General features: G+C 61.7%; 18 protein-coding genes. 11 read left to right on the plus strand and 7 right to left on the minus strand.

All coding sequences use genetic code 11. The features are described 5' to 3' along the window. The 3 genes from GRS80_RS19900 to GRS80_RS19910 form a co-directional block, all read right to left on the minus strand. A partial coding sequence (locus tag GRS80_RS19900; RefSeq protein ID WP_343161677.1) for a protoglobin domain-containing protein occupies nucleotides 1-1,032 on the minus strand: 1,032 nt, incomplete at its 3' end. Between the two features lie 364 nt (nucleotides 1,033-1,396). Continuing rightward, a complete protein-coding gene (locus GRS80_RS19905) occupies nucleotides 1,397-2,410 on the minus strand; it encodes a chemotaxis protein CheW (RefSeq protein WP_160049109.1) in 1,014 nt (337 codons plus the stop codon). Continuing rightward, on the minus strand, nucleotides 2,407-3,195 hold the full coding sequence (locus GRS80_RS19910; RefSeq protein WP_160049110.1) for a ParA family protein: 789 nt from the start codon (nucleotides 3,193-3,195) through the stop codon (nucleotides 2,407-2,409). The genes GRS80_RS19905 and GRS80_RS19910 overlap by 4 nt, the downstream gene beginning before the upstream one ends. A gap of 139 nt (nucleotides 3,196-3,334) precedes the next feature. Between GRS80_RS19910 and GRS80_RS19915 the strand changes: the two genes are divergently transcribed. The 4 genes from GRS80_RS19915 (at nucleotide 3,335) to GRS80_RS19930 (ending at nucleotide 7,473) form a co-directional block, all read left to right on the plus strand. Further along, on the plus strand, nucleotides 3,335-3,694 hold the full coding sequence (locus tag GRS80_RS19915) for a response regulator (protein ID WP_160049111.1): 360 nt from the start codon (nucleotides 3,335-3,337) through the stop codon (nucleotides 3,692-3,694). Further along, a complete protein-coding gene (gene cheB, locus GRS80_RS19920; protein WP_160049112.1) occupies nucleotides 3,694-4,749 on the plus strand; it encodes a chemotaxis-specific protein-glutamate methyltransferase CheB in 1,056 nt (351 codons plus the stop codon). The genes GRS80_RS19915 and cheB overlap by 1 nt, the downstream gene beginning before the upstream one ends. Continuing rightward, nucleotides 4,737-6,767 (plus strand): chemotaxis protein CheA, encoded by a 2,031-nt coding sequence (gene cheA / locus GRS80_RS19925; RefSeq protein ID WP_343161678.1) that lies wholly within the window; start codon nucleotides 4,737-4,739, stop codon nucleotides 6,765-6,767. The genes cheB and cheA overlap by 13 nt, the downstream gene beginning before the upstream one ends. A gap of 184 nt (nucleotides 6,768-6,951) precedes the next feature. Continuing rightward, on the plus strand, nucleotides 6,952-7,473 hold the full coding sequence (locus tag GRS80_RS19930) for a chemotaxis protein CheD (RefSeq protein ID WP_160049113.1): 522 nt from the start codon (nucleotides 6,952-6,954) through the stop codon (nucleotides 7,471-7,473). Between the two features lie 219 nt (nucleotides 7,474-7,692). On the opposite strand, the gene GRS80_RS19935 is transcribed toward GRS80_RS19930, so the two are convergent. The 3 genes from GRS80_RS19935 to GRS80_RS19945 all read right to left on the minus strand — a co-directional run bounded on the left by GRS80_RS19935 (nucleotide 7,693) and on the right by GRS80_RS19945 (nucleotide 12,051). Next, a complete protein-coding gene (locus GRS80_RS19935) occupies nucleotides 7,693-8,403 on the minus strand; it encodes a hypothetical protein (RefSeq protein WP_160049114.1) in 711 nt (236 codons plus the stop codon). A 1-nt stretch (nucleotide 8,404) separates the two neighbouring features. Next, complete coding sequence (locus tag GRS80_RS19940) at nucleotides 8,405-9,115, minus strand: ATPase domain-containing protein (RefSeq protein ID WP_149081783.1); 711 nt, start codon at nucleotides 9,113-9,115, stop codon at nucleotides 8,405-8,407. Nucleotides 9,116-9,282: 167 nt separating this feature from the next. Further along, complete coding sequence (locus tag GRS80_RS19945; RefSeq protein WP_160049115.1) at nucleotides 9,283-12,051, minus strand: hypothetical protein; 2,769 nt, start codon at nucleotides 12,049-12,051, stop codon at nucleotides 9,283-9,285. Between the two features lie 239 nt (nucleotides 12,052-12,290). Here GRS80_RS19945 and GRS80_RS19950 point away from each other — a divergent pair, with 239 nt between their 5' ends. The 3 genes from GRS80_RS19950 (at nucleotide 12,291) to GRS80_RS19960 (ending at nucleotide 15,385) form a co-directional block, all read left to right on the plus strand. Next, nucleotides 12,291-12,950: a hypothetical protein gene (locus GRS80_RS19950; RefSeq protein WP_160049116.1), complete on the plus strand. Its 660-nt coding sequence runs from the start codon at nucleotides 12,291-12,293 to the stop codon at nucleotides 12,948-12,950. A 315-nt stretch (nucleotides 12,951-13,265) separates the two neighbouring features. Beyond that, nucleotides 13,266-14,525 carry a HEAT repeat domain-containing protein gene (locus GRS80_RS19955; protein WP_160049117.1) on the plus strand — a complete coding sequence of 420 codons (1,260 nt, stop codon included), beginning with the start codon at nucleotides 13,266-13,268 and terminating at the stop codon, nucleotides 14,523-14,525. After that, complete coding sequence (locus GRS80_RS19960) at nucleotides 14,522-15,385, plus strand: CheF family chemotaxis protein (protein ID WP_160049118.1); 864 nt, start codon at nucleotides 14,522-14,524, stop codon at nucleotides 15,383-15,385. Before GRS80_RS19955 ends, GRS80_RS19960 begins: the two co-directional genes overlap by 4 nt. A gap of 51 nt (nucleotides 15,386-15,436) precedes the next feature. On the opposite strand, the gene GRS80_RS19965 is transcribed toward GRS80_RS19960, so the two are convergent. Continuing rightward, a complete protein-coding gene (locus tag GRS80_RS19965) occupies nucleotides 15,437-15,631 on the minus strand; it encodes a hypothetical protein (RefSeq protein WP_160049119.1) in 195 nt (64 codons plus the stop codon). Nucleotides 15,632-16,048: 417 nt separating this feature from the next. On the opposite strand from GRS80_RS19965, the gene GRS80_RS19970 reads away from it, so the two are divergent. The 4 genes from GRS80_RS19970 (at nucleotide 16,049) to GRS80_RS19985 (ending at nucleotide 18,981) form a co-directional block, all read left to right on the plus strand. Further along, nucleotides 16,049-17,260 carry an archaellin/type IV pilin N-terminal domain-containing protein gene (locus GRS80_RS19970; protein ID WP_160049120.1) on the plus strand — a complete coding sequence of 404 codons (1,212 nt, stop codon included), beginning with the start codon at nucleotides 16,049-16,051 and terminating at the stop codon, nucleotides 17,258-17,260. Nucleotides 17,261-17,284: 24 nt separating this feature from the next. Further along, nucleotides 17,285-17,821 carry an archaellin/type IV pilin N-terminal domain-containing protein gene (locus tag GRS80_RS19975; protein ID WP_160049121.1) on the plus strand — a complete coding sequence of 179 codons (537 nt, stop codon included), beginning with the start codon at nucleotides 17,285-17,287 and terminating at the stop codon, nucleotides 17,819-17,821. A 119-nt stretch (nucleotides 17,822-17,940) separates the two neighbouring features. Then, nucleotides 17,941-18,486, plus strand: a complete 546-nt coding sequence (locus GRS80_RS19980; protein ID WP_160049122.1) for a flagellin — start codon at nucleotides 17,941-17,943, stop codon at nucleotides 18,484-18,486. Between the two features lie 3 nt (nucleotides 18,487-18,489). Then, nucleotides 18,490-18,981: a flagellin gene (locus GRS80_RS19985; RefSeq protein ID WP_160049123.1), complete on the plus strand. Its 492-nt coding sequence runs from the start codon at nucleotides 18,490-18,492 to the stop codon at nucleotides 18,979-18,981. Nucleotides 18,982-18,991 lie beyond the last annotated feature (10 nt).

Here is an 18,991-nt window from a genome sequence, read left to right on the forward strand (position 1 = left end):
GCGTTCCATCTTTTCGATCGCCTCCTGGGCGGTGTCGGTGGTGTCGTCAGTGAGTTCCTCGGCGCGTTCGCTGGTGGCGCTTACCTCCTCGGCGTTGGAAGCGATCTCCTCGACGGTCGCCGAGAGGCCGGAGATCTCGCCTGCGATCTCGTTTATCGACCCCTCCTGTTCGTCTGCCAGATCGTCGATCCTCTCCGTCCGCCGTGTGACGTCGTCCGACACCGATCGAACCTCGTCGACCGACGATTTGACGCGCTCCGTCGCGGTTTCGAGGGCTTCTCGGCTGTCTTCGGTTCGTTCGAGTTTCGCTTCGTACTCCTCGATCTGGCGCTCGTAGTCGTCCAGTTTCGATTGCTGGCGCTCGAGTTTTGCCTCGTACGCCTCAACTTCATCGTCCCGTGCACTCGCGTACGCCCGCATCGCGAGTTGTTCGTCGACGTTTGCGATTCGGACGAACGCGAGCGCTCGATCGACGACGGCGTCGACTGCGTCCGAAACCCCGTTCGGTGAGTCGGCGTTGGTCGTGACGGCGCCACCGTCGGTTCGCTCGTCCTCGACCGGTTCGAGGTCGGTCTCGGGAGCGTATTCGGCTTTGACGTCGTCGGCGATCGCCCGGAGAACCCCCTCGTAGTATACTTCCCGAGATCCGAGGTAGGCGTCCGGACCGGCCGCGAGGAGTGTGGCGGTTTCGTTCCCCGAAAGCCGACGGTCGAAAAACGCCGCGTCGCACTCGCCGTGGGGGAGCTCCTCGAGTAATTCGCGTTGTTCTCGCTCGAGCGATCCGTCCAGCTCGTCTTGATCGAGGGCGTCGGCCGCTGGGTGTTCGCAAACGGCCTCGACGAATCCCGTGGCGAGGTCGTCGCGTTCCGCCGCGAACACGTGGGCGATCGACTCGAGCGTTCGTTCGTCGTCCGGACGAAGTGACGCAAGTTCTCTCGCCCGGTTCACGTCGGCGGATCCCACGTCGAACGTTTGAATGCGTCGGCTGGTATCGACGTCGGTATCGGTCGCTCCACCGTCGGATCTAGACATAGTCGAGAAAGTGGGAGACAGCTAAATAAGTGTTTTTGCACTTTGGACAGTGGTCGATGGTGCAGTCATGACAGTGGTCGATGGTGCAGTCATGACAGTGGTCGATAGTAGAGTCGTGACAGTGGTCGATAGTAGTGTCATGATCGTGGCCGGTGGTTCGGCCAGTGGTAATTCACTCGAGGGGTACGTAACCCACCGCTGGATACGGTGTCCAATTAGAACGATACCGTACAGCTGACCGTCCGATACGGTCTCTCGTCGCTCGGTACCGGTGATCGATGCTCCCGTTCGAGCGATCTCCGGTAACACGTGACAACAATTCGTATGGACCACGGGATCTCCCGTCCCCGTCGCGGACGGGGAGTTACCCCGTATTTTCGATAATCGCGTCGACGTCGAGCCAGGTGACGAGGCTGGTTCGGTTGTCGGTGTTTTTCTTGATGATCCCTTCGATGAACTCGTGTTGGTGGTCGGCCGTGGTGTCCATGACCGTTCCGGTCTCGTCGATCTGGGATTCCCGGTAGGTCACCGCCTGGGAGACGTCCGTGACGCGAATTCCGAGCTTCTGTTTGTCGTCGTCGCGTTTGAGGACGACGATGTACTGGTCGTCCGAACACTCGTTTCGTTCCACGTCGAGCATGGTCGTTGGATCGAGCACGCCGGTGATCTCTCCGCGGAGATCGGTGACGCCGTCGATCGCGTCCGGTCCACGAGGGAACCTGGTGATATCTTTCATCTCGACGATGGCGCTGATCCGGTCGATCTCGATGGCGTATCGGTTCTCGTTCAGGTAGAACTCGAGCATCTGAACGGTGTTTTTGGCGTCGTGGGCGGAGTGGATCAGCGTCTCGTCGCGATCGAAGACCCCCTCGTTTTCCCCGATCGAAGCCCTGCTCGCTTCGTCGACGTCAGCCTCGAGGGCGGACGCGTCGACGGTTGGTTCGGCCCCCATCGTCTCGGTCGCCGCCATCATGCTCGAGGTGTCGGCGATCGCCCCTTGGAGGGCGGCGTCGACGCCGCCCTGTGCGTCCGCCCCGGATGGATCGGTCGACTCCGCTCTCGATTCCGTCTCGGATGGGGCTGACACATTCGCCGTTGGCGGAGCGGTCGCCTCCGTATCGGGCGCACCAGCAGTCTCCGTGTCGGGCGCACCGCTCGCTGACGAAGCTGGCTCCGATTCGACGTGTTCGGATTCGTCGTACGAGACGGATTCTCCGCTCCCGTCGTCGCTGTTCGAGGCGTCGTCGCCCTCGATCGACTGTTCGTCCGCCTCGTCGGTCCGTTCGGATTCGGCGTCGGCGTTTTCGGCTGTGTCGTCTCGGCCGTTTCCGGTTCGGTTCCTGAGGTTACGAAGGCGTTCCGCTCTGTCGTCGGTCATGCGAGTACCTCCGTGTCGGTCATCGATTCCTCGACCTGTTCGGCGACATCTATGAATACCTCGGCCATATCGATCTCCTCGTCTGCTTCGAACACCGACGTTCCGGCGGTAAACGCCCGCTGGAGTGCGACGCGTTTTCGCACCCGGAAGATCGGGACATCCGGAAGCGCCTCCTCGAACCACGCGAGCATCGCTTCGTCTTCGCCCGTCGTTTCGATCCGGTTCGCGACGAGTGCGATCGGCTCGATCTCGAGGTCGTGTTCCATCTCGAGTGAGCCGACGTAATCGAACAGCAACTCGAGTGATCGCTTGCTCGTGGGTTCGGTCAGTGCGGGAATTACGATGTTCTCGGTCGCGTATAGGGCGTTGTCGGTGAGCACGCCGAGGTGGGGCGGACAGTCGACGACGACGTAGTCGTAATCGCCGTCGATCCCGTCCAACAGCGTCGCCAGACGCGTCTCGGGTCCGGACTCCTGTGCGAGCGCCGACGCGGCGGCGTTCATGTCGATGTTGCTGACGACGACGTCCATCTCCGCGTGCGAGTAGACGATCTCCTCGGGGGAGACGCCCGTCGGATCGATCAACGCATCGAGCAGCGACGGCGGTTCGGCGTCGTAGGCCTCGAGGAGGCCGAGTCCTTCCGTCGCGTTCCCCTGTGGATCGAGGTCGACGAACAGGACGTCGTGTCCGAGTTCGTTCAACGCACCGGCCAGGTTGACGGCTACGGTCGTCTTCCCGACGCCACCTTTCTGGTTTGTTACACACAGCCGAGCGGGTCCCGCCATTCGCTTGAGTCGTTTCAACTCTGCCTACATAACTGACACGGCCAAATCAGCCAGGGTTCCAGACAACGAGGCAACTCGACTGTCTCGATCGGCGGTATTGGCCGAATTCTTTATGCGCCGAACCTCACAATCCTGCCCCATGGCAGTGAACGTCTTGATCGTCGACAACTCCGAAGCGGTCCGATCAGTGCTTCGGGGGGCGATCTCCGAGGAGTTTCACGTCGTCGCGGAGGCTGGAGACGGCGAGGAAGCGATCGAGATCGCCCAAACGGCGGAGGTTGACGTCGTCGTCATGGATATCGTGATGCCGGGTGTCGACGGAATCGAAGCAACTGCCACGATCAAGGAACTCCATCCGGATGCGAAGATCATCTTCTGTACGAGCGTGACCCAACAGGAACGAATGGAACCGGCAATCGAGGCCGGGGCGGACGGCTACGTGACGAAGCCGTTCGAGAACAGTACGATTCAGAACGCGATCCACGACGTCATCTCCTGATGGTCCGAGCCGTCATTGCGGACGACTCCGCGGTCATGCGCGAAACGCTCGGCAAGATCCTGTCGGACGGCGGAATCGACGTCGTCGCGCGGGCAAAAGACGGGATCGAAGCGGTGGAACTCATCGCCGACTGCGAGCCGGATATCGCGACGATCGACATCCAGATGCCCGGATTGACCGGCCACGAGGTGATCGAACGCGTGATGGCGGAGAACCCGACGCCGATGCTCGTTATCAGCTCGCAGACGACCAGAAACGCCGACGCCACCTTCGAGGCGTTAGAGGCCGGCGCGGTCGACTTCATCGCGAAGCCCTCCGGGGACAACTCGGTCGACATCTGGACCCAACAGGACAAGATCGTCGACCGCGTTCGTGCGGTCGCGGGAGCGACCGTCGACACGAGAGACGACGATCGAGGGCGCACGATCCGAAGCGCGACGCCGACGGTCGACGCTACCGACGAGTTCCCGTCCGATCCGACGCTCGTCATCGGCGCATCGACCGGCGGTCCGCGAGTCGTAGAGCGCGTGCTGTCCGAACTTCCACACCGAGCAGGATTACGAATCCTGGTAGTACAACACATGGCTGATCATTACACGAAACGATTCGCGAAGCGTCTCGACGAACGAACCGACTACGAGATCCGTGAGGCAACCGACGGCGATACGGTCGGGCCCGGCGAGGGAATCCTCGCGAAAGGCGGGTATCACCTCGAGGTGACCGACGTGACCGGCGGTCGGCTCACGGTGGCGAACGACGACGGCCCCAAACGTCACAACGTCAGGCCGGCGATCGACGTGACGATGGAGACTGCAGCGACGCACGTCACCGGAAATCTCGTCGGCGTCGTCATGACCGGGATGGGTGCCGACGGCGCGGCGGGCCTCGAGTCGATCGCCGACGCCGGCGGCAAGACGATCGTCCAGGACGAGGAGAGCTCGCGGGTGTACGGGATGCCGAAGGTCGCCGCCGAGCGAGTCGACGTGGATATGGTTCTCCCCGAGGATCGGATCGCCGAGGGGATCACCAACGCGTTCAGGGGGTGGTCCTCGTGAGCGATCCGACGAGTACGTTCGTCCAGGAGAGCCAGGAGGACATCCAGCAACTCAACAACGCGCTGTTGGATCTCGAGAACGCCGACGACCCGGAGAACTCCGATTCGATCGAGACGGTGTTCCGGGTCGCACACAATCTCAAGGGTAACTTCGGCGTCATGGGGTACACCGACGCAAGCGAGATCGCCCACGCGGTCGAGGACTTACTCGACTGTATCCGAAGCGGCGAACTCGCGGTGACGGGCGAGCGGATGGACCTCATCTTCAGCGGCGTCGACCTGCTCGATCGGATGGTCCAGGAGATCTCCGAGGACGGAGAAACCGAGACCGACCCGGAGGCGACGATCGAGGAGATCCGGGCGTCGATCGACGACGAACGAACCGACGGCGAGGACGACGCTGGGGCCGACGAATCCGCCGGCAACGCCGAGAGCTTGGGCGACGTCTCGTCGGGACGGGACGTTCCACTCGAGGCGCTCTCCGAGGAGATCGACGCCGAGTTGCCGGCGGATGCCGACGTCTACCGTGCGGTCGTCGAGTTCGAGGAAACCGGCTCGGAACACGTCGACGCCATGTTCGTCATCGATGCGATCAAAGACGAGTACGACCTCGTCGGCCTCGAGCCGGACAGCGCAACGATCGAGGACGGCGAGTTCGACGCCTCGTTCGACGCCTACGTGCTGACCGATCCGGACGTCTCGACCGACGAGGTGGCGGCGTTTTACGAGGACAACCGATACGTCGATGCGGTTGCCGTCTCCCAGGTGACCGACGAGATCGCCGCCGAGCGGACGGAGACTGATGAGGACGGCGACTCGGACGGCGAGGACGACGCCTCGACAACCGACTCGGGTTCCGGGTTCGCCCACGCCAGCCAGGAGGTCGAGTCGATCAGGGTCGACGTCGAACAGATCGATCAGCTGTACAACCAGGTCGAGGAGATGGTGACGAGCCGGATCAAACTCCGGAAGATCGTCGAGGAAAACGAACTGGTCGAAGCGGAGGACGAACTCGAGGAACACGGCAAGATTACCGCGAGCCTCCAGGATACGGTCCTCGAAATCCGACTCGTTCCGCTGAAGAAGATCGTCGGTAACTTCCCGCGGGTCGTTCGCGACCTCGCTCGCAAGCAAGAAAAGGAGATCGACTTCCAGATGGACGGCGTCGACATCGAGATGGATCGGTCGATTCTGAACGAACTGGGGGATCCGCTGATGCATCTCATCCGTAACGCCGTCGATCACGGGATCGAGCCGCCGGAGGAACGCGAACGGAGGGGAAAACCGAGAGAAGGGACGATCAAGCTGATCGGCGAACGCGACCGCGACCGCGTCTCCGTTACGGTCCAGGACGATGGTCGCGGACTCGAGGTCGAGGAGATCCGAGAGAAGGCGATCAATCAGGGTGTCCTCACCGAGGAAGAAGCCCGTGTCCTCGAAGACTCGGAGGTGTACGACCTGATCTTCCACCCCGGATTCTCGACGACGGATGAGGTCACGGAGGTCAGCGGGCGCGGTGTCGGCATGGACGTGGTCAATCAGGTTGTCCGCGGCGTCGACGGTTCGATCAGCGTCGAAAGCGAACCAGGAGCGGGAACGAGCGTGACGCTAATGTTGCCGGTGAGCGTCGCCATCGTCCGCGTCCTCTTCGTTACCGTCGGGGACGAAACGTACGGGGTACCGATCAAGAACATCGACGAGATCTCCGAACTCGAGGACGTCACGATCGAATCGGTCGAGGGTCGCCAGACGGTGACACACGACGAGCAGGTCTATCCGTTGCTCTCTCTTGGCGAGCGACTCGACGTTCCGACCGACGAACCCTCGCCGGACGATATGGTCATTCGGATCACCGAGTCAGTTCGCCAGGTCTGTCTCCGGTGTTCGGACGTCGTCGGCCAGGAGGAGGTCGTGATCAAACCGTTCGAAGGGGTTCTGAGCGGTGCCCCGGGAATCAGCGGCGCATCGGTGCTCGGGGAAGGGGAGGTCGTGATGATCCTGGACGTGGACACGCTGTGACGGTGAACGTGTCCGGGTCTGACTCGAGCGCTGCTGGTCTCTCCGTCGTCGGGGATGTGGACCCGACTGGGTGTCGGCCGGAGTTGCTGTTCGGGGATGGTGGGCCCGACTGGGTGTCGGCCGGAGTCGCTGTTCGGGGATGGTGGGCCCGACTGGGCGTCGGCTCGAGTCGGTGGTGGCGACGATGACTGATCCGGCAGATGGGCCACATCGCCACGACCCGCCGGAGGGGGCCATCCTCGTCGGCATTGCCGACTTCGCGGTGACCGACGAGACGGTGTCGCTCAAGACGAGCGGGCTCGGCTCGTGTATCGGCGTTGCGATACACGACGAGTTCGCCGGCGTCAGCGGACTGTTACACTTCATGCTCCCATCGGCGACGGCCGCGAACAGTCGTCACCACCCGATGGCGAAGTTCGCCGATTCAGGGTTGTCGTCGATGCTGTCGGCGTTTCGTAACCTTGGTGGGGAGCCGAGCCGGGCGTGGGCGAAAAGCGCCGGCGCGGCGACGATGGTCGACTTCGACGGTGGCGATCGAACGATCGGCGAACGGAACGTCGACGCGCTCTGTCGTGAACTCGAGGACAACGGCGTGACGTTGGCCGCGACGGACTTTGGCGGACAGTACGGGCGGTCGATCGAGTTCGATCCGGAGACGGCGTCGCTCATCGTCAAGCGGGCGGATGGCGTCGAACGAGTCCTGTGATACGCTCTGCTGTACTGTGAGACTGCTGTGCGTCAGTACCGCCGCACCCGGAAAACGGGGCCCGTGTGCGGCAGACAGCGACAGCAATCCGTATGGGTCACAGAGGCGTCTCGAGAGAATTGCTCAGTACCGTCCCAAGCGTCGACTGATGAGTGAAACCAGTCACCCACACACGGTTTCACCCATCAGTGCAGGCTTGGGACGCCACTCAGTATCGAGTCAGCGGTCGTCGGTTCGGTTCTCGTCGGATCCTCGGTTCGACGAATCGGTCCCGTCCGAGTCGTCTGTCGGCTCTTTTCGTGGTGTCGTCCCGTCACCTTCGTCGCCGCTCGCTCCGGTGGTGTCCCGTTCGTTTGCGGTTCGATCGCCGCCTTCGGCCTCGTTCTCTGGCTCGTCGGTCGACTCCTCGTGGTCGGTGCGCTGGTGACTATCCCCGAGAGACCGACCGAACACCGATCGGTCCCCGTCCGACCCGCTCTGCGGTCTGGTTCCACCGCCCCTCTCGAGAAACGAGGGCTGTCGGACCCGATCGGTGCTGTCGTCCGGTCGGGAATCGACCGCCATACGGCGAAGTGCAGCGGGGACGGTCGTCTCCTCGAAGATATCTGCGTCAGGGTCGATGTCGTCGAATTCGTCGTCCTCACCCCGGTCGGGCGCTTCGACGACTGTTTTTTTCTCGACGAGCATCTCCCAGACCTCGTCGTCGTCGGCCGATTCATGCACTTCTCTCGCCTCGTTTCGGCCCTTCTGGTAGGCCAGATCGACGAAGCTCTGAGCGTAACTCGTCTCCGTCTGGGACTCGAGGCGCTCGAGTTCGCCCGGATGCGTTTCGCCAAGCCGTGCCGCCACGCCGAGTGCGAACGCACGTCGGACGACCTCTTCGCGGTCGTCGATGCGCTCCCAGTCGGTGCCGAAGGCTCGTTCGTACATCTCAGCTCTGGATCTTCTCGCTGGGGTCGACGCGCAGTCCGTGGTCCGTGAACTCGACCTTGCGGATATCACAGTCGATTTTCGTCCCCCGCATCTTGATGATCTGGATGCCCCGTGTCATCCCGCCGGACTCGAGGTAGTTGTGCATGAAGATGACGCCGTGAGCGAGATAGTGGCCGTCGGTGTAGGAGGTCGGGTCCGTCATCTCGGAGATCAAAAGCACCGTCGCGTCGGCTCGTTTCAGTTTCGTGAGGAACTTGATTAGCGCGTCGAGGTCGTCGGAGAAGTAGTACTCGAGCAACATCGCGGAGTCGATGACGAGTCGATCCACGCCTTTCGATTCGACGAACGCGACGAGCTGGTTCGCCAGGTTGTCGACGCTTTTGGGAAACTCGCTCGAGTTCCGTGACGACGACGAGAGGAGACGTTTGGCCTCGCTCTCGAAGGCGTTTATCACCTTCACGTGGCCCGAGTTGACCGCCTGGTCGAATCCGAACGAGTAGTTACCGAGATCCGAGACCAGCTCCGCTTCGGTTTCGTGAAGCGTCAGAAACAGCGTCGTCTCGCCGTCGATCGCCCCTTTCGTCACGAACTGTGCACAGAACGTCGTCTTCCCGCTTCCTGGGGGGCCGCTGATCACGTACAACCGGTCTTTCGGGATGCCGCCGTCGACCAGCGCGTCGAAGCCGGGTACGCCCGTTGTGATTCGCATTATCAACGAACAGGTTTGTCTCGAATAAATAAATTCTGTATTTATATTGAGTTTCACAGCTGGGAAATAACGTCGGACGACACCGTTCCGGCGGAACCGCCGCCCGGGTCGGGGGTTGCGCCGGAATTGACCGACAGGAAACCGTATGACTCGCGTGCTACCGCCGGTTACGTGTGGTTCGCGATGAGGATCCCGTCGGTCCGGAGAACGACGCCGATATCGCCGGAAACTCCCTGAAAGACCTCCTCGTGAGCGGTGATGTCGTCGACGCCAGCACCGACTTTGAACTGGCTGACGTTCGGCAACGATCCGAGATCGCGGCGTTCGTCCGGACCCAGTTCCATGTCCTCGAGAACGACCGTGTCGTCGGCGGTCTGACAGCGGACGCGGACGGTCGCCGCTCGAGGCAGTTCGTTCTGGACGACGAGCGTTCCCGGGCCGAGCCCGAGAATCGACTTGAGCGTCCCGACGTCGCCGTTTTTCGCGGCGGTGACGACGGCAGCAAGTGTGGTCTTCGCACGCGATGTGGCGGCCTCTGCGTGTGCCCGAATGGTGTCGCCGTCCGGCGGGAAGTTCTCCGGATCGTTTCGATACAGGAGTGTCGCGGCGGTGACGAGCAAGACCATCACCACGAGTACGAAAAAGACGACGGCTCCCACGGCGACGCGAAGCCAAGAGATCCCACTTTCCGGGTCTTCGACCGCTTCGCTCGGTTCGGATGGCTCGGCCGTTCCTGCAGGTTCGTCGTCGTCGGCAGGCTCGTCGTCGGATTCCGTCTCGTCAGGGTCGGCCGGCGCCTCGGTTGGCTCTTGGGTACTGCCAGTGATCGAGAGCGACTCCGTCGCCGTATGGTTCTCGGTCGACACCGCGTACTCGACCGTCTCCTCGCCCTCCGGTACCGTATCGGTGAACGTCACCGTCGTGTTCTCCACTGGGGGAAGGGTGGATCGATCGATGTGGACGAGTTCGTCGGCCGTCTCGATTTCGATGTACTGCGTTCCCCCAGCGGCACCCTCGTTCGTAATCTCCGCGGTGATCGGAATCTCCTCTCCCGCTTCGGCGGATTCCGGAAGCTCGATCTCCGTGACCTCGAAGCGTGGTGCGTCCGGTCGGACGGTCGCGGTCACTCGATCCTCGTCGTTCTCGCTTCTCGCGATCAGATCGACGACGGGTGGTTCGTTGCTTCCCGTCCGATAGCTAAACTGCTCGGTCGTCGTCTCGCCGACACCGAGGTTGATACTGGCGTTGTCCTGTCGTCGTTCGAGTCTGTTGTCCGGATCGTCTCCCGCCCGATCGACGATCAGTCGCACGTCCTGGGCGTCGGCGATGTCACCGATGTTCTGTATCGCGACGGTAGCCTGCATCCGTTCTGACTCGTTTACCGGCGCGTTCGTCTCGAGGATCTCGACCTGGAAGCCGCTGCCGAACACACGGACCGATTCGGACTGGCGATCGCCCGGCGTCCGAACGCCGGCAGTCACGTCCGGCGCATCGCCCTGGGTAGTCTCGTAGGTGAACGACTCCGAGACCGAATCGGAGCCCGGACCGGAAAGCGCCACGCTTCGCTCTTCGATCGTCTCGCCGTTCGCGTAGAAGACGACCGGGACGGTGTGGGATCCATCCGGGAGGTCGTCGTGTTCGATATCCGCCGTCAGCTCGAGGTCGTTGCCTTCCTCCGGTGCGTTCCAGCTGGTTAGATTCACCGCGGCCTCTTGTTTGTAGGCGTCCTCCGAGACGACCGGGACGGTTCGGTGGTCGACTCTGTTGTGCCACTCCGGATCGTCCGAAATATCTCCGTCGAACACCGTGAGCCCGACGTCGACGTCCGGGCCGTCACCCTCACTCGTCGAGTAGGTGAACGTCTCCGTCGTCGACGAACTCCCTGCGACCGGATCGACCGCCCTACTGCTGACCCGGCTCCAGTCGCCGTCCCGATCCCCGTCGACGAAAAACTCCATCAAAAACTGATCGTCGTAGTCGTCACGCGGAATGTCTCCGATGCGCTCGAGTTCCGCCGTCACCTCGAGATCGTCGCCTTCGGCGGGCCGGTTGTGATCGGCGACGTCGAGAACGATCTTCGCTTCCTCGACGTCGACGCTCGCGTTGTCGGGCGGTGCTGCGACACCGACGCTTCCCGACGCTCCCCCGATACTGGAACTGATATCGATCACCGGGGCGTCACCGTTTTTCGTCTCGTAGCTCTCCGTCGTGGTCGTCGACTCCCTGTGTTGCAAGCTGACGCCCGACTCGAACTCCTCGACTGGGCCCGACTCGTTCGCCATATTCACGGTAACCGTCCCGTCGAACTCGTGGTAGCCGAGGTACTCGACCTCGGTCGTCACATCGAGGGACTCACCCTCGGCGACTTCCGAGGTCGCCTCGACGATCTCGAGTGACAGCCGGGGATCACCGTCGAAGCGGACGCGGTCGTCGTCCACCCGAAGGTGTTGGTCCCCGTCGTCCTCGAGGACGACGAACCCGTCGTCGTCGACGACGAGCGACGAGTTGACGAACTCGCCGTCCGAGACGAGGAGATCGGGTTCCTGGCCGTCGAACTGGTGGATCTCCTTCCCGTCGACCGTGGCTTTCTCGCCGCTTTCGGTCCGGACGACGCCGTCGTCGATAGTCAACGTCTCACTCGAGTCCTCGACGTGGACGTACGGATCGGCGGGACAGTCGCCCGCGAGCGAGCCGCTGACGACGTTGTCGTCACCGAACCGGACGACGACATCGTCCGCCGCGGGATCACACTGCTCGTCGACCTGTAGCGGGACCTCAGGGCCGGCACCCGCCGTATCGGCGTAACTCGTACCGGCCGACGCCGCGGCGACGCCGATCGATCCGATGGCCGCGAGAAAACCGACGAGACAGACGACGACCGCGACGCGAACGAGCCGACGGGACCACCGAGTCGGTCGGCGTGGCGGGACGGCCACCTCGGTCGATCGTCCGATCCGCGACCGGCTCGGCGATGGCTCTTCTTCATCCGGGTGCAGCGGTCCGGCACACCCCTGTCCGGTATCGACTCGCCTCGGAGGGATCACGATAGCGGCGATAGGGAACCGACGTTTATTGTATTATCGGCCACGCCCGCGACTCGAGGCGGCCGGGTCGAGGCATCCCGTGGGAATGGCCGACGCGTTTTTGACCTCCTGGCGTAATTCTCACACAACGTATGCGAAAACCTCCTGTGGACACGGCTGACGCACCCGACGAGTCGGGACGACGCCACGACTCCGAGGAATCCGTGGCGAAACCGCGACTCTCCCGCCGGCAGACGCTCGGCGCGGTCGGTTCGCTCACGCTTTCGCTCACCGCCGGCTGTCTGGGCGTACTTCCGGACGACACACGCGTCGCCGCCGAACCCGAAGCGCCCGGCGACGACCCACAGGCGACCGCCGGGGAGTTTCACCACCTGCTCGAGGACAACGGCATCACCGTCGACGAACTGTATCACGACACCGAGGACGACGATCTCGTCCTCTTCTACGAGTCCGACGCGACGAACCGGGAGGAGTCCGACGAGGAGATCGGGCTCATCTACGTCGTGTTCCGGGATGGCATCGTCGCCGAAGGGGGGTCGTTCGACCACCTCTACACCGAAGTCGGCGATCGGTTCGAGGGACAGGTCGAAGGCTGGGGGGCGAACTCCCGGTGGGCAAAGCGCGACCTCGACGGCGAGATCGGCGAAATGGCCGTCTGGAACGCGATCGTCGATACGATGGTCTATCCGGACGGAACGGGCCGCCACGGGGAGGAGTTAAGCGCCACCGGTGTCCACGAACGCGAGTACGTCATCGGATCGAACACCAACGCCGACCGTCAGACGCTCTAACATGATCGGGTCTACCCTGCCAGTACCACCCTCCCGGGCGTGGTCTGCCGTGCGAACGCGAGACGTTCCGTCCGATTTCGGCCGGCAGTTCGGACTCGAGACGCCGCCACCGTTTCACCCCTCGACCGTCGGGGAAGATCGGTCCACGCGACGGCGCTCGATCCAGCAGCGACGGCGGGGGCCGCCGTCGTCGAGCAGGCGACCCACCCGTTCGAACTGCCCGCACAGCCGACACGAACAGAACTTTGAATACTCCTGGACGTCGTATCTCCGCCCAACGTCGACGGTGGGGTCGGGACTGGCGTATACGCACATATGACGCTGTTTGAACTCGAACGAAACGCGGATTTCGAACAACTCACGACGTATCTCGAGCGAAGCTCGAACCCCGACATTCGCCGTCGTGCAGCCGAGATCCTCGGCAGTCTGGCACCGAAGGCCGACGAGACGATCGAGCCCAACAACGACCCTGTCGACGCCCTCATTACGGCGGCCCAGGAAGACGACGAGCAGAAGGTGAAAGCGGCGTCGATCGACGCCCTCGATCAGTACGGCCAGGACGCACTCGAGCAGTTCATCGGCGAGATCTCCGGGCAGGATCTCGACTCCGTCGCGCAGTGGAAGAAAGCGGAACTGCTCGCGAAGGGGTTAGACGCCGACCAGCCGGAGCTTCGGATGGCGGCCGCGACCGGCCTCGGCCGGATCGGCGAGGACAACGTCCTCGAGGCGCTGGTCGAACGCCTCGACGACCCGAACGCTCGCGTGCGAATGCGCGTCTCGCGCGCCCTCGCGCGAATCGAGGATCCACGGGCCATCCCGGCGCTCGCTCGCAAACTCCACGAGGATCAGTACGACGTCCGGGTCGAGATCGCGTACGCGCTCGCGGATATCGGGACCCAAAACGCGCTTCGCGAACTGGTCGACATCGCCGATGACGACGACGAGACGCTCCGTCGGATCGCGGTGGACGCGCTCGGGCGACTCGGGAGCGTCGAGGCGGTCGAGATCCTCGCCGAGGCGTTGAGCGACGACGCGGAGGTCGTCCGCCGGACGGCGATGTTCTCGCTCGTCCAGTTGCTCTCGGAGGCTCCCGCGGATGCGAGTCACACGGTTCGGGAGAAGATCGTCGACGAACTCGAGGAGGCCAACGAACGCGAGGCGGTCCAGCCGCTGATCGAGATTCTCGACCGGAGTTCGGAGACCGCCCAGCGGCGAAACGCGGCGTGGCTGCTGGGGCGGATCGCCGACGAGGAGTACGTCCGCGAGGCCCAGGATGCGCTGATCGAGACGCTGGCAGACGACGACGAGATGACCTCGAAGTTCGCCGCGATGAGCCTCGCGTTGCTCGACGGCGAGGACCTCGAGAAGCGGTTGCTCGAACTGGTCGAGAGCGACCGGGACGACGGGATGTGCGTAAAGGCGTTGTTCGTCCTCGGGAAGATCGGCGGCGATCGATCCCGGGAGCGACTGTCGAAGTTCGTCGAGCAAACCGAGAACGATCGGCTGCGAAAGCGTGGGTTCTCCGCGCTGTCGAAGCTGGGTGGCTTCGAGATGGCGGGTAGTGATCTCTCATGAGCAAGTCCGAACAGAAACTCGCGGACGTGACGGGGCAGTTCACGCAGGTCGTCCGCGACGGGCGCAAGCTGTCGGATACGAGCTGGTCGAACGGCCGGATCGTCCTCTCGAACAAGCGGATGGTGATCGTCGGCAACGAGGGAAAAGAGACGGTTCCGTTGTCGAAAGTTCAGTCGATTCGGGGCCGCTACGACGTCAACCAGGCGATCGCGAAGGTCTCGAACTACATCAGTATCAACTACGGACAGAACGTGTATCTGATCTCGATGGAGGAGGTCGACACGTTCGAACTCGAGTTACAGAAGGCGATTCTAGACGGCGAGATCGTGTTGATCAAACATCCGGCGGTGAAAGGCGGCGTCGTCCAGGACTCCTCGTGGCAGAAGGCTCGCGTCAAGATCAACCCCGGTCTCGCGAACTTCGCGGTCGAGGACGGCAAACTGGTCCAGATCGAGGTCGACGACGTCGGTACCGTCGAGAGCGACGAGCGGACGGTCCACTCGAGCGAGCGGCCGGTGATCGAGGCCGAGCACACGGAGGAGGGCTCGAGCGTCCAGACCTATCTCTCGGGGTCGGCCCAGAACTGTGCGATTTTGAAGTCGGTGTTGGATCGCGGGGCGGAGAAAAACGCCTCGCAGATCGATCTCTCGGGGAAAGAAGAGGAGGTGTTGATGGCGATCTACTCGGGTGTCTCGCCGTTCGAGGTGCCGGAATTTCTCGACATGGATATCGACAGAGTCGAGGAGATCTACGAGCGGTTGATCGAACTCGACGTGTTAGAGGAGGTCCGGATTCGTCGCGAGGTCGCGTTGAAACCTCGCGGGCGTAACATCGCGAGCGAAGCGATGAACCACAAGTAGCTGCTCGAGGCGGAAAGGAGAAACGGCGACGACCTCGAGTCGTCTCGGTCGTTATTCGGTTTTGAGGTAGCTGACGTCGCGCTCGAGTTCGTACCCCTTCGGAACGCCGACGTTCTGGAGGCAGTCGTCACACAGCGGTTTCGCGTACGTTTGGTTGTTACTCTTTCCGAGGATGTTGGCGTCGTCGAGGTCGATGAGGTCCCCACACCGACTGCACTCGATCTTTTCGCCGTCGACGATATTCATGTGGTGGATATCGCCGGAGGTGGGAAATAAGTCTCTCGGCCGCGGGCGAAAACAGGTACGATAGGGTACACGTCTCGCCGAACTGCTCCTCGCTCGAGTCGCGATAGACTCCACGCTCGAGGTGCGATAGTGTATCCGACGACTACTGTGAAATCAACGTTCGAGGGGGTTTAAGCGGGGTTCCGGCGGCAACAAGATATAACCGTTGCTCTCGCCGTCGGCAAACACAGTTAAGTACCTCTACGGTCGGCAAGTAGAGTTAAATAGTGTCAGAACGGCGGATACGTTTATTACAGGACAGTCACAAGCCGTATGCACGCTTCGGGAGCCACTGAACTCGAGTCGACCAATCGCCCGCGATGCCGAGCGATCGACGTCGGCTCGAGTGGTTGCCGAAGACGATTGCAAACCAAAACCATGTTCGAACGAATCACAGACGAAGAAGAGCGCGGTCAGGTGGGTATCGGTACCCTCATCGTGTTCATCGCGATGGTACTCGTCGCGGCGATCGCGGCGGGTGTGCTGATCAACACCGCCGGTCTTCTTCAATCGCAGGCAGAGGCAACGGGTGAAGAGAGTACGGCACAGGTTTCGAACGTCGTCCAGATCGAGTCAGCCACCGGACAGGTTGCAAGTGGTAGTGAACCACTTGAAGGGTTCGATCTTGTTATTGATGATCTTGACGGGGGGGCAGAAGAAGCCACTGTCGAAATTAATGGTGAAGAGATAGCTACTACTGAACCAATTGATGGTGAATTGACGGTATATGACGTGGACGCCGAAAATGGGGATACAGTGGCCGTTACTGTCACTGACAATGACGGTACTGCCTACGGCACTACCGATAATGACAATATTGACATATACGAAAGCTATCTTGATGAAAATGGTAATATTGTCATAGAAATGGATGATGATGCAGACGACGTTGACCTATCGCATCCATTTGACGAAGGTGACCTGACTTTCAATATTGTCGAAGAAACTGGTGGTAGCGTTAATGAAGTCGATGTTATTGTAGGTAGTGAAAACCCTGAAACCGTTGGCGATCCGCTTCCGGAGACCACAACGGCTAGTTACACCCTTCATGAAGAAAATGAAGTAACCATTCGAGATGCTGATAACCCTGGTGAAGACACTGTCGAAGTTGATATGAGTGACTACGATGCAGCTAACTCATACGTTGAAATCACCATTACCGAAGCTGGCGAAGACTTTACCATTGAAACTCAGGGAGAAGGCCACACCAGCACTTCTGGTGACCAGATCGATAGCGTCTCAATGATGGTCTCTCTCGGTCCTGGTGCTGACGCTGTTGACCTTGAAGCTGCGACGTTTGAATACGTCGGTGAAGAAACTGAACGTGGTCAGGCCGGTGACTTAGAAAGTCTAGATATTGAAAGTCTAGAGGGAGACAGTCTTTCTGCTGGTGAACTTGATGATGCAGTCTTAACGTCGGACGATCGCTACCAGATCGAACTTGATCTGATGAGTGACAATGATGAAGACTTCACGCCGATCCCAGCCGGAGGATCTGCCGAGTTCACGATTGTCACCGCAGATAGTTCCCAGACCACCGAGGTCCTGATGGCACCGTCCACGCTCACCGAAGACTCGATCAGTCTCTAAGCAGTCGACAGAGACTGATTATCGATGGTGACAACAGGTGTATCGAACGACCGACGCGGTCAGGTCGGAATCGGAACGCTGATCATTTTTATCGCGATGATCCTCGTGGCGACCATCGCTGCGGGCGCGTTGATCCACACCGCCGGGACCCTCGAGTCCCAGGCGCAAGCCACCGGTGAGGAAAGCGCCCAGCAGGTCTCGAGCGGGCTCGTCGTGTTCTCCTCCGTCGGGGAGGTCTCCGACGACGGCGAGATCGAGACCGTCGAGATCACCGTCGGACCGACGCCCGGTTCGGGCGCGATCGACTTAGAGTCGCTCGTCGTCGACTACACCGGTGCGGGTTCGGGCGGCTACGAGGAGGTGGACGCCGACGACATCCACGATATCGAGGGGACGGTGCTTCGCTCCGGCTCCGACCGGGCGACGATCGTCCTCGACGACGTCGAACTCGAGGCCGGCGACGACGCACACGTCACGCTGATGACGTCGGAGGGTCTCGAGACCAGCACCGAACTGGTCGTCCCCTACGATCTCGAGGCCGGCGAAACGGTTTCGCTGTAAACTCGAGTCGACGACCGCGCTCGCTCGATCGGGACACGCCCGTCTCGTGGTCGGCGATTCGCGCCTCGAGAGCCGATGGCCGGTGCGCTTTTGACCGTGGCATTCGTGATACCGAACGAATGGGATTTAGCACGAGCGCTTCCGCTGCGATTTTGCTTATCGGCTGTCTCGTAGCGGCGAGCGTCTTCGTCCCCACCATGTTCTCGGTGAGCACCGACACCGGGAGCGCACTCGCGACCCAGAGCGACCAGACCCGCGACCGACTGAACACCGACCTCAACGTGACCACGGCGATCCAGGAGCTCCACGTCGTCGAATACGAAGATAGCAACGGTGATACGTACAACGAGACACACGTCGATGACGTCGTCGTTCGTATCGAAAACACGGGGACGACCGGGCTGGCGATCTCCAGTACCGACGTGTTGCTCGAGGGCAAGTACGTCCATCCGGACGACTACCAGACGACGGTCATCGACGGCGACGACGAGATCTCGGAGACCGACCTCTGGTACCCCGGCTCGACTCTCGAGGTCGTCGTCCCGATCGAAACCATCGAAACGATCTTCGGGGAGGAAGAGTACGAGGTCGACCGGATACAGCTCACGACCGAAACCGGGATATCGGCCGCCGAATCGATCACTCTCACGGAGACGGAGGGGTAACCCATGGCCAGCGTCTCTACCTCCCACCTCATCATGTTCATCGCGAGCGTCATCGTCGCGGCCAGCGTCGCCGGGACGGTCATCCTCGAGGTCAACCAGATGAGCACCGCGATCGAGATGCAAGGTTCGAACGTCGCGACCGAAGTCGAGACTGATATCGCGATCACGAGCGATCCCGGCTACCCGGAGTCGATTTACGACCGGGAAACCGAGACGGTGTCCGTACTGGTCAAAAACGTCGGCTCTGAGACGCTGCAGGTCCATCGCTCCGCGATCGACGTCCTGGTCGACGGCAGGTACGTCTCGAACGACCACCTCGCCGTCGACCGCCTCGACGTCGACGCGAACTCCTGGCGACCCGGCGGGATCGTCGAGGTGACGATCGACGTCGGCGAGATCGAGGACCTCGCGGTCGACGGCGATACGCGCGTGACGACGATCGTACACGGCAACGAGGACAGCATCGACTTCCACGTGGCGAACAACGCCGACTAGAGTGAACACA

It is taken from the genome of Natrialba sp. INN-245, from assembly GCF_009807105.1.
Taxonomy (GTDB): Archaea; Halobacteriota; Halobacteria; order Halobacteriales; family Natrialbaceae; genus Natrarchaeobius; species Natrarchaeobius swarupiae.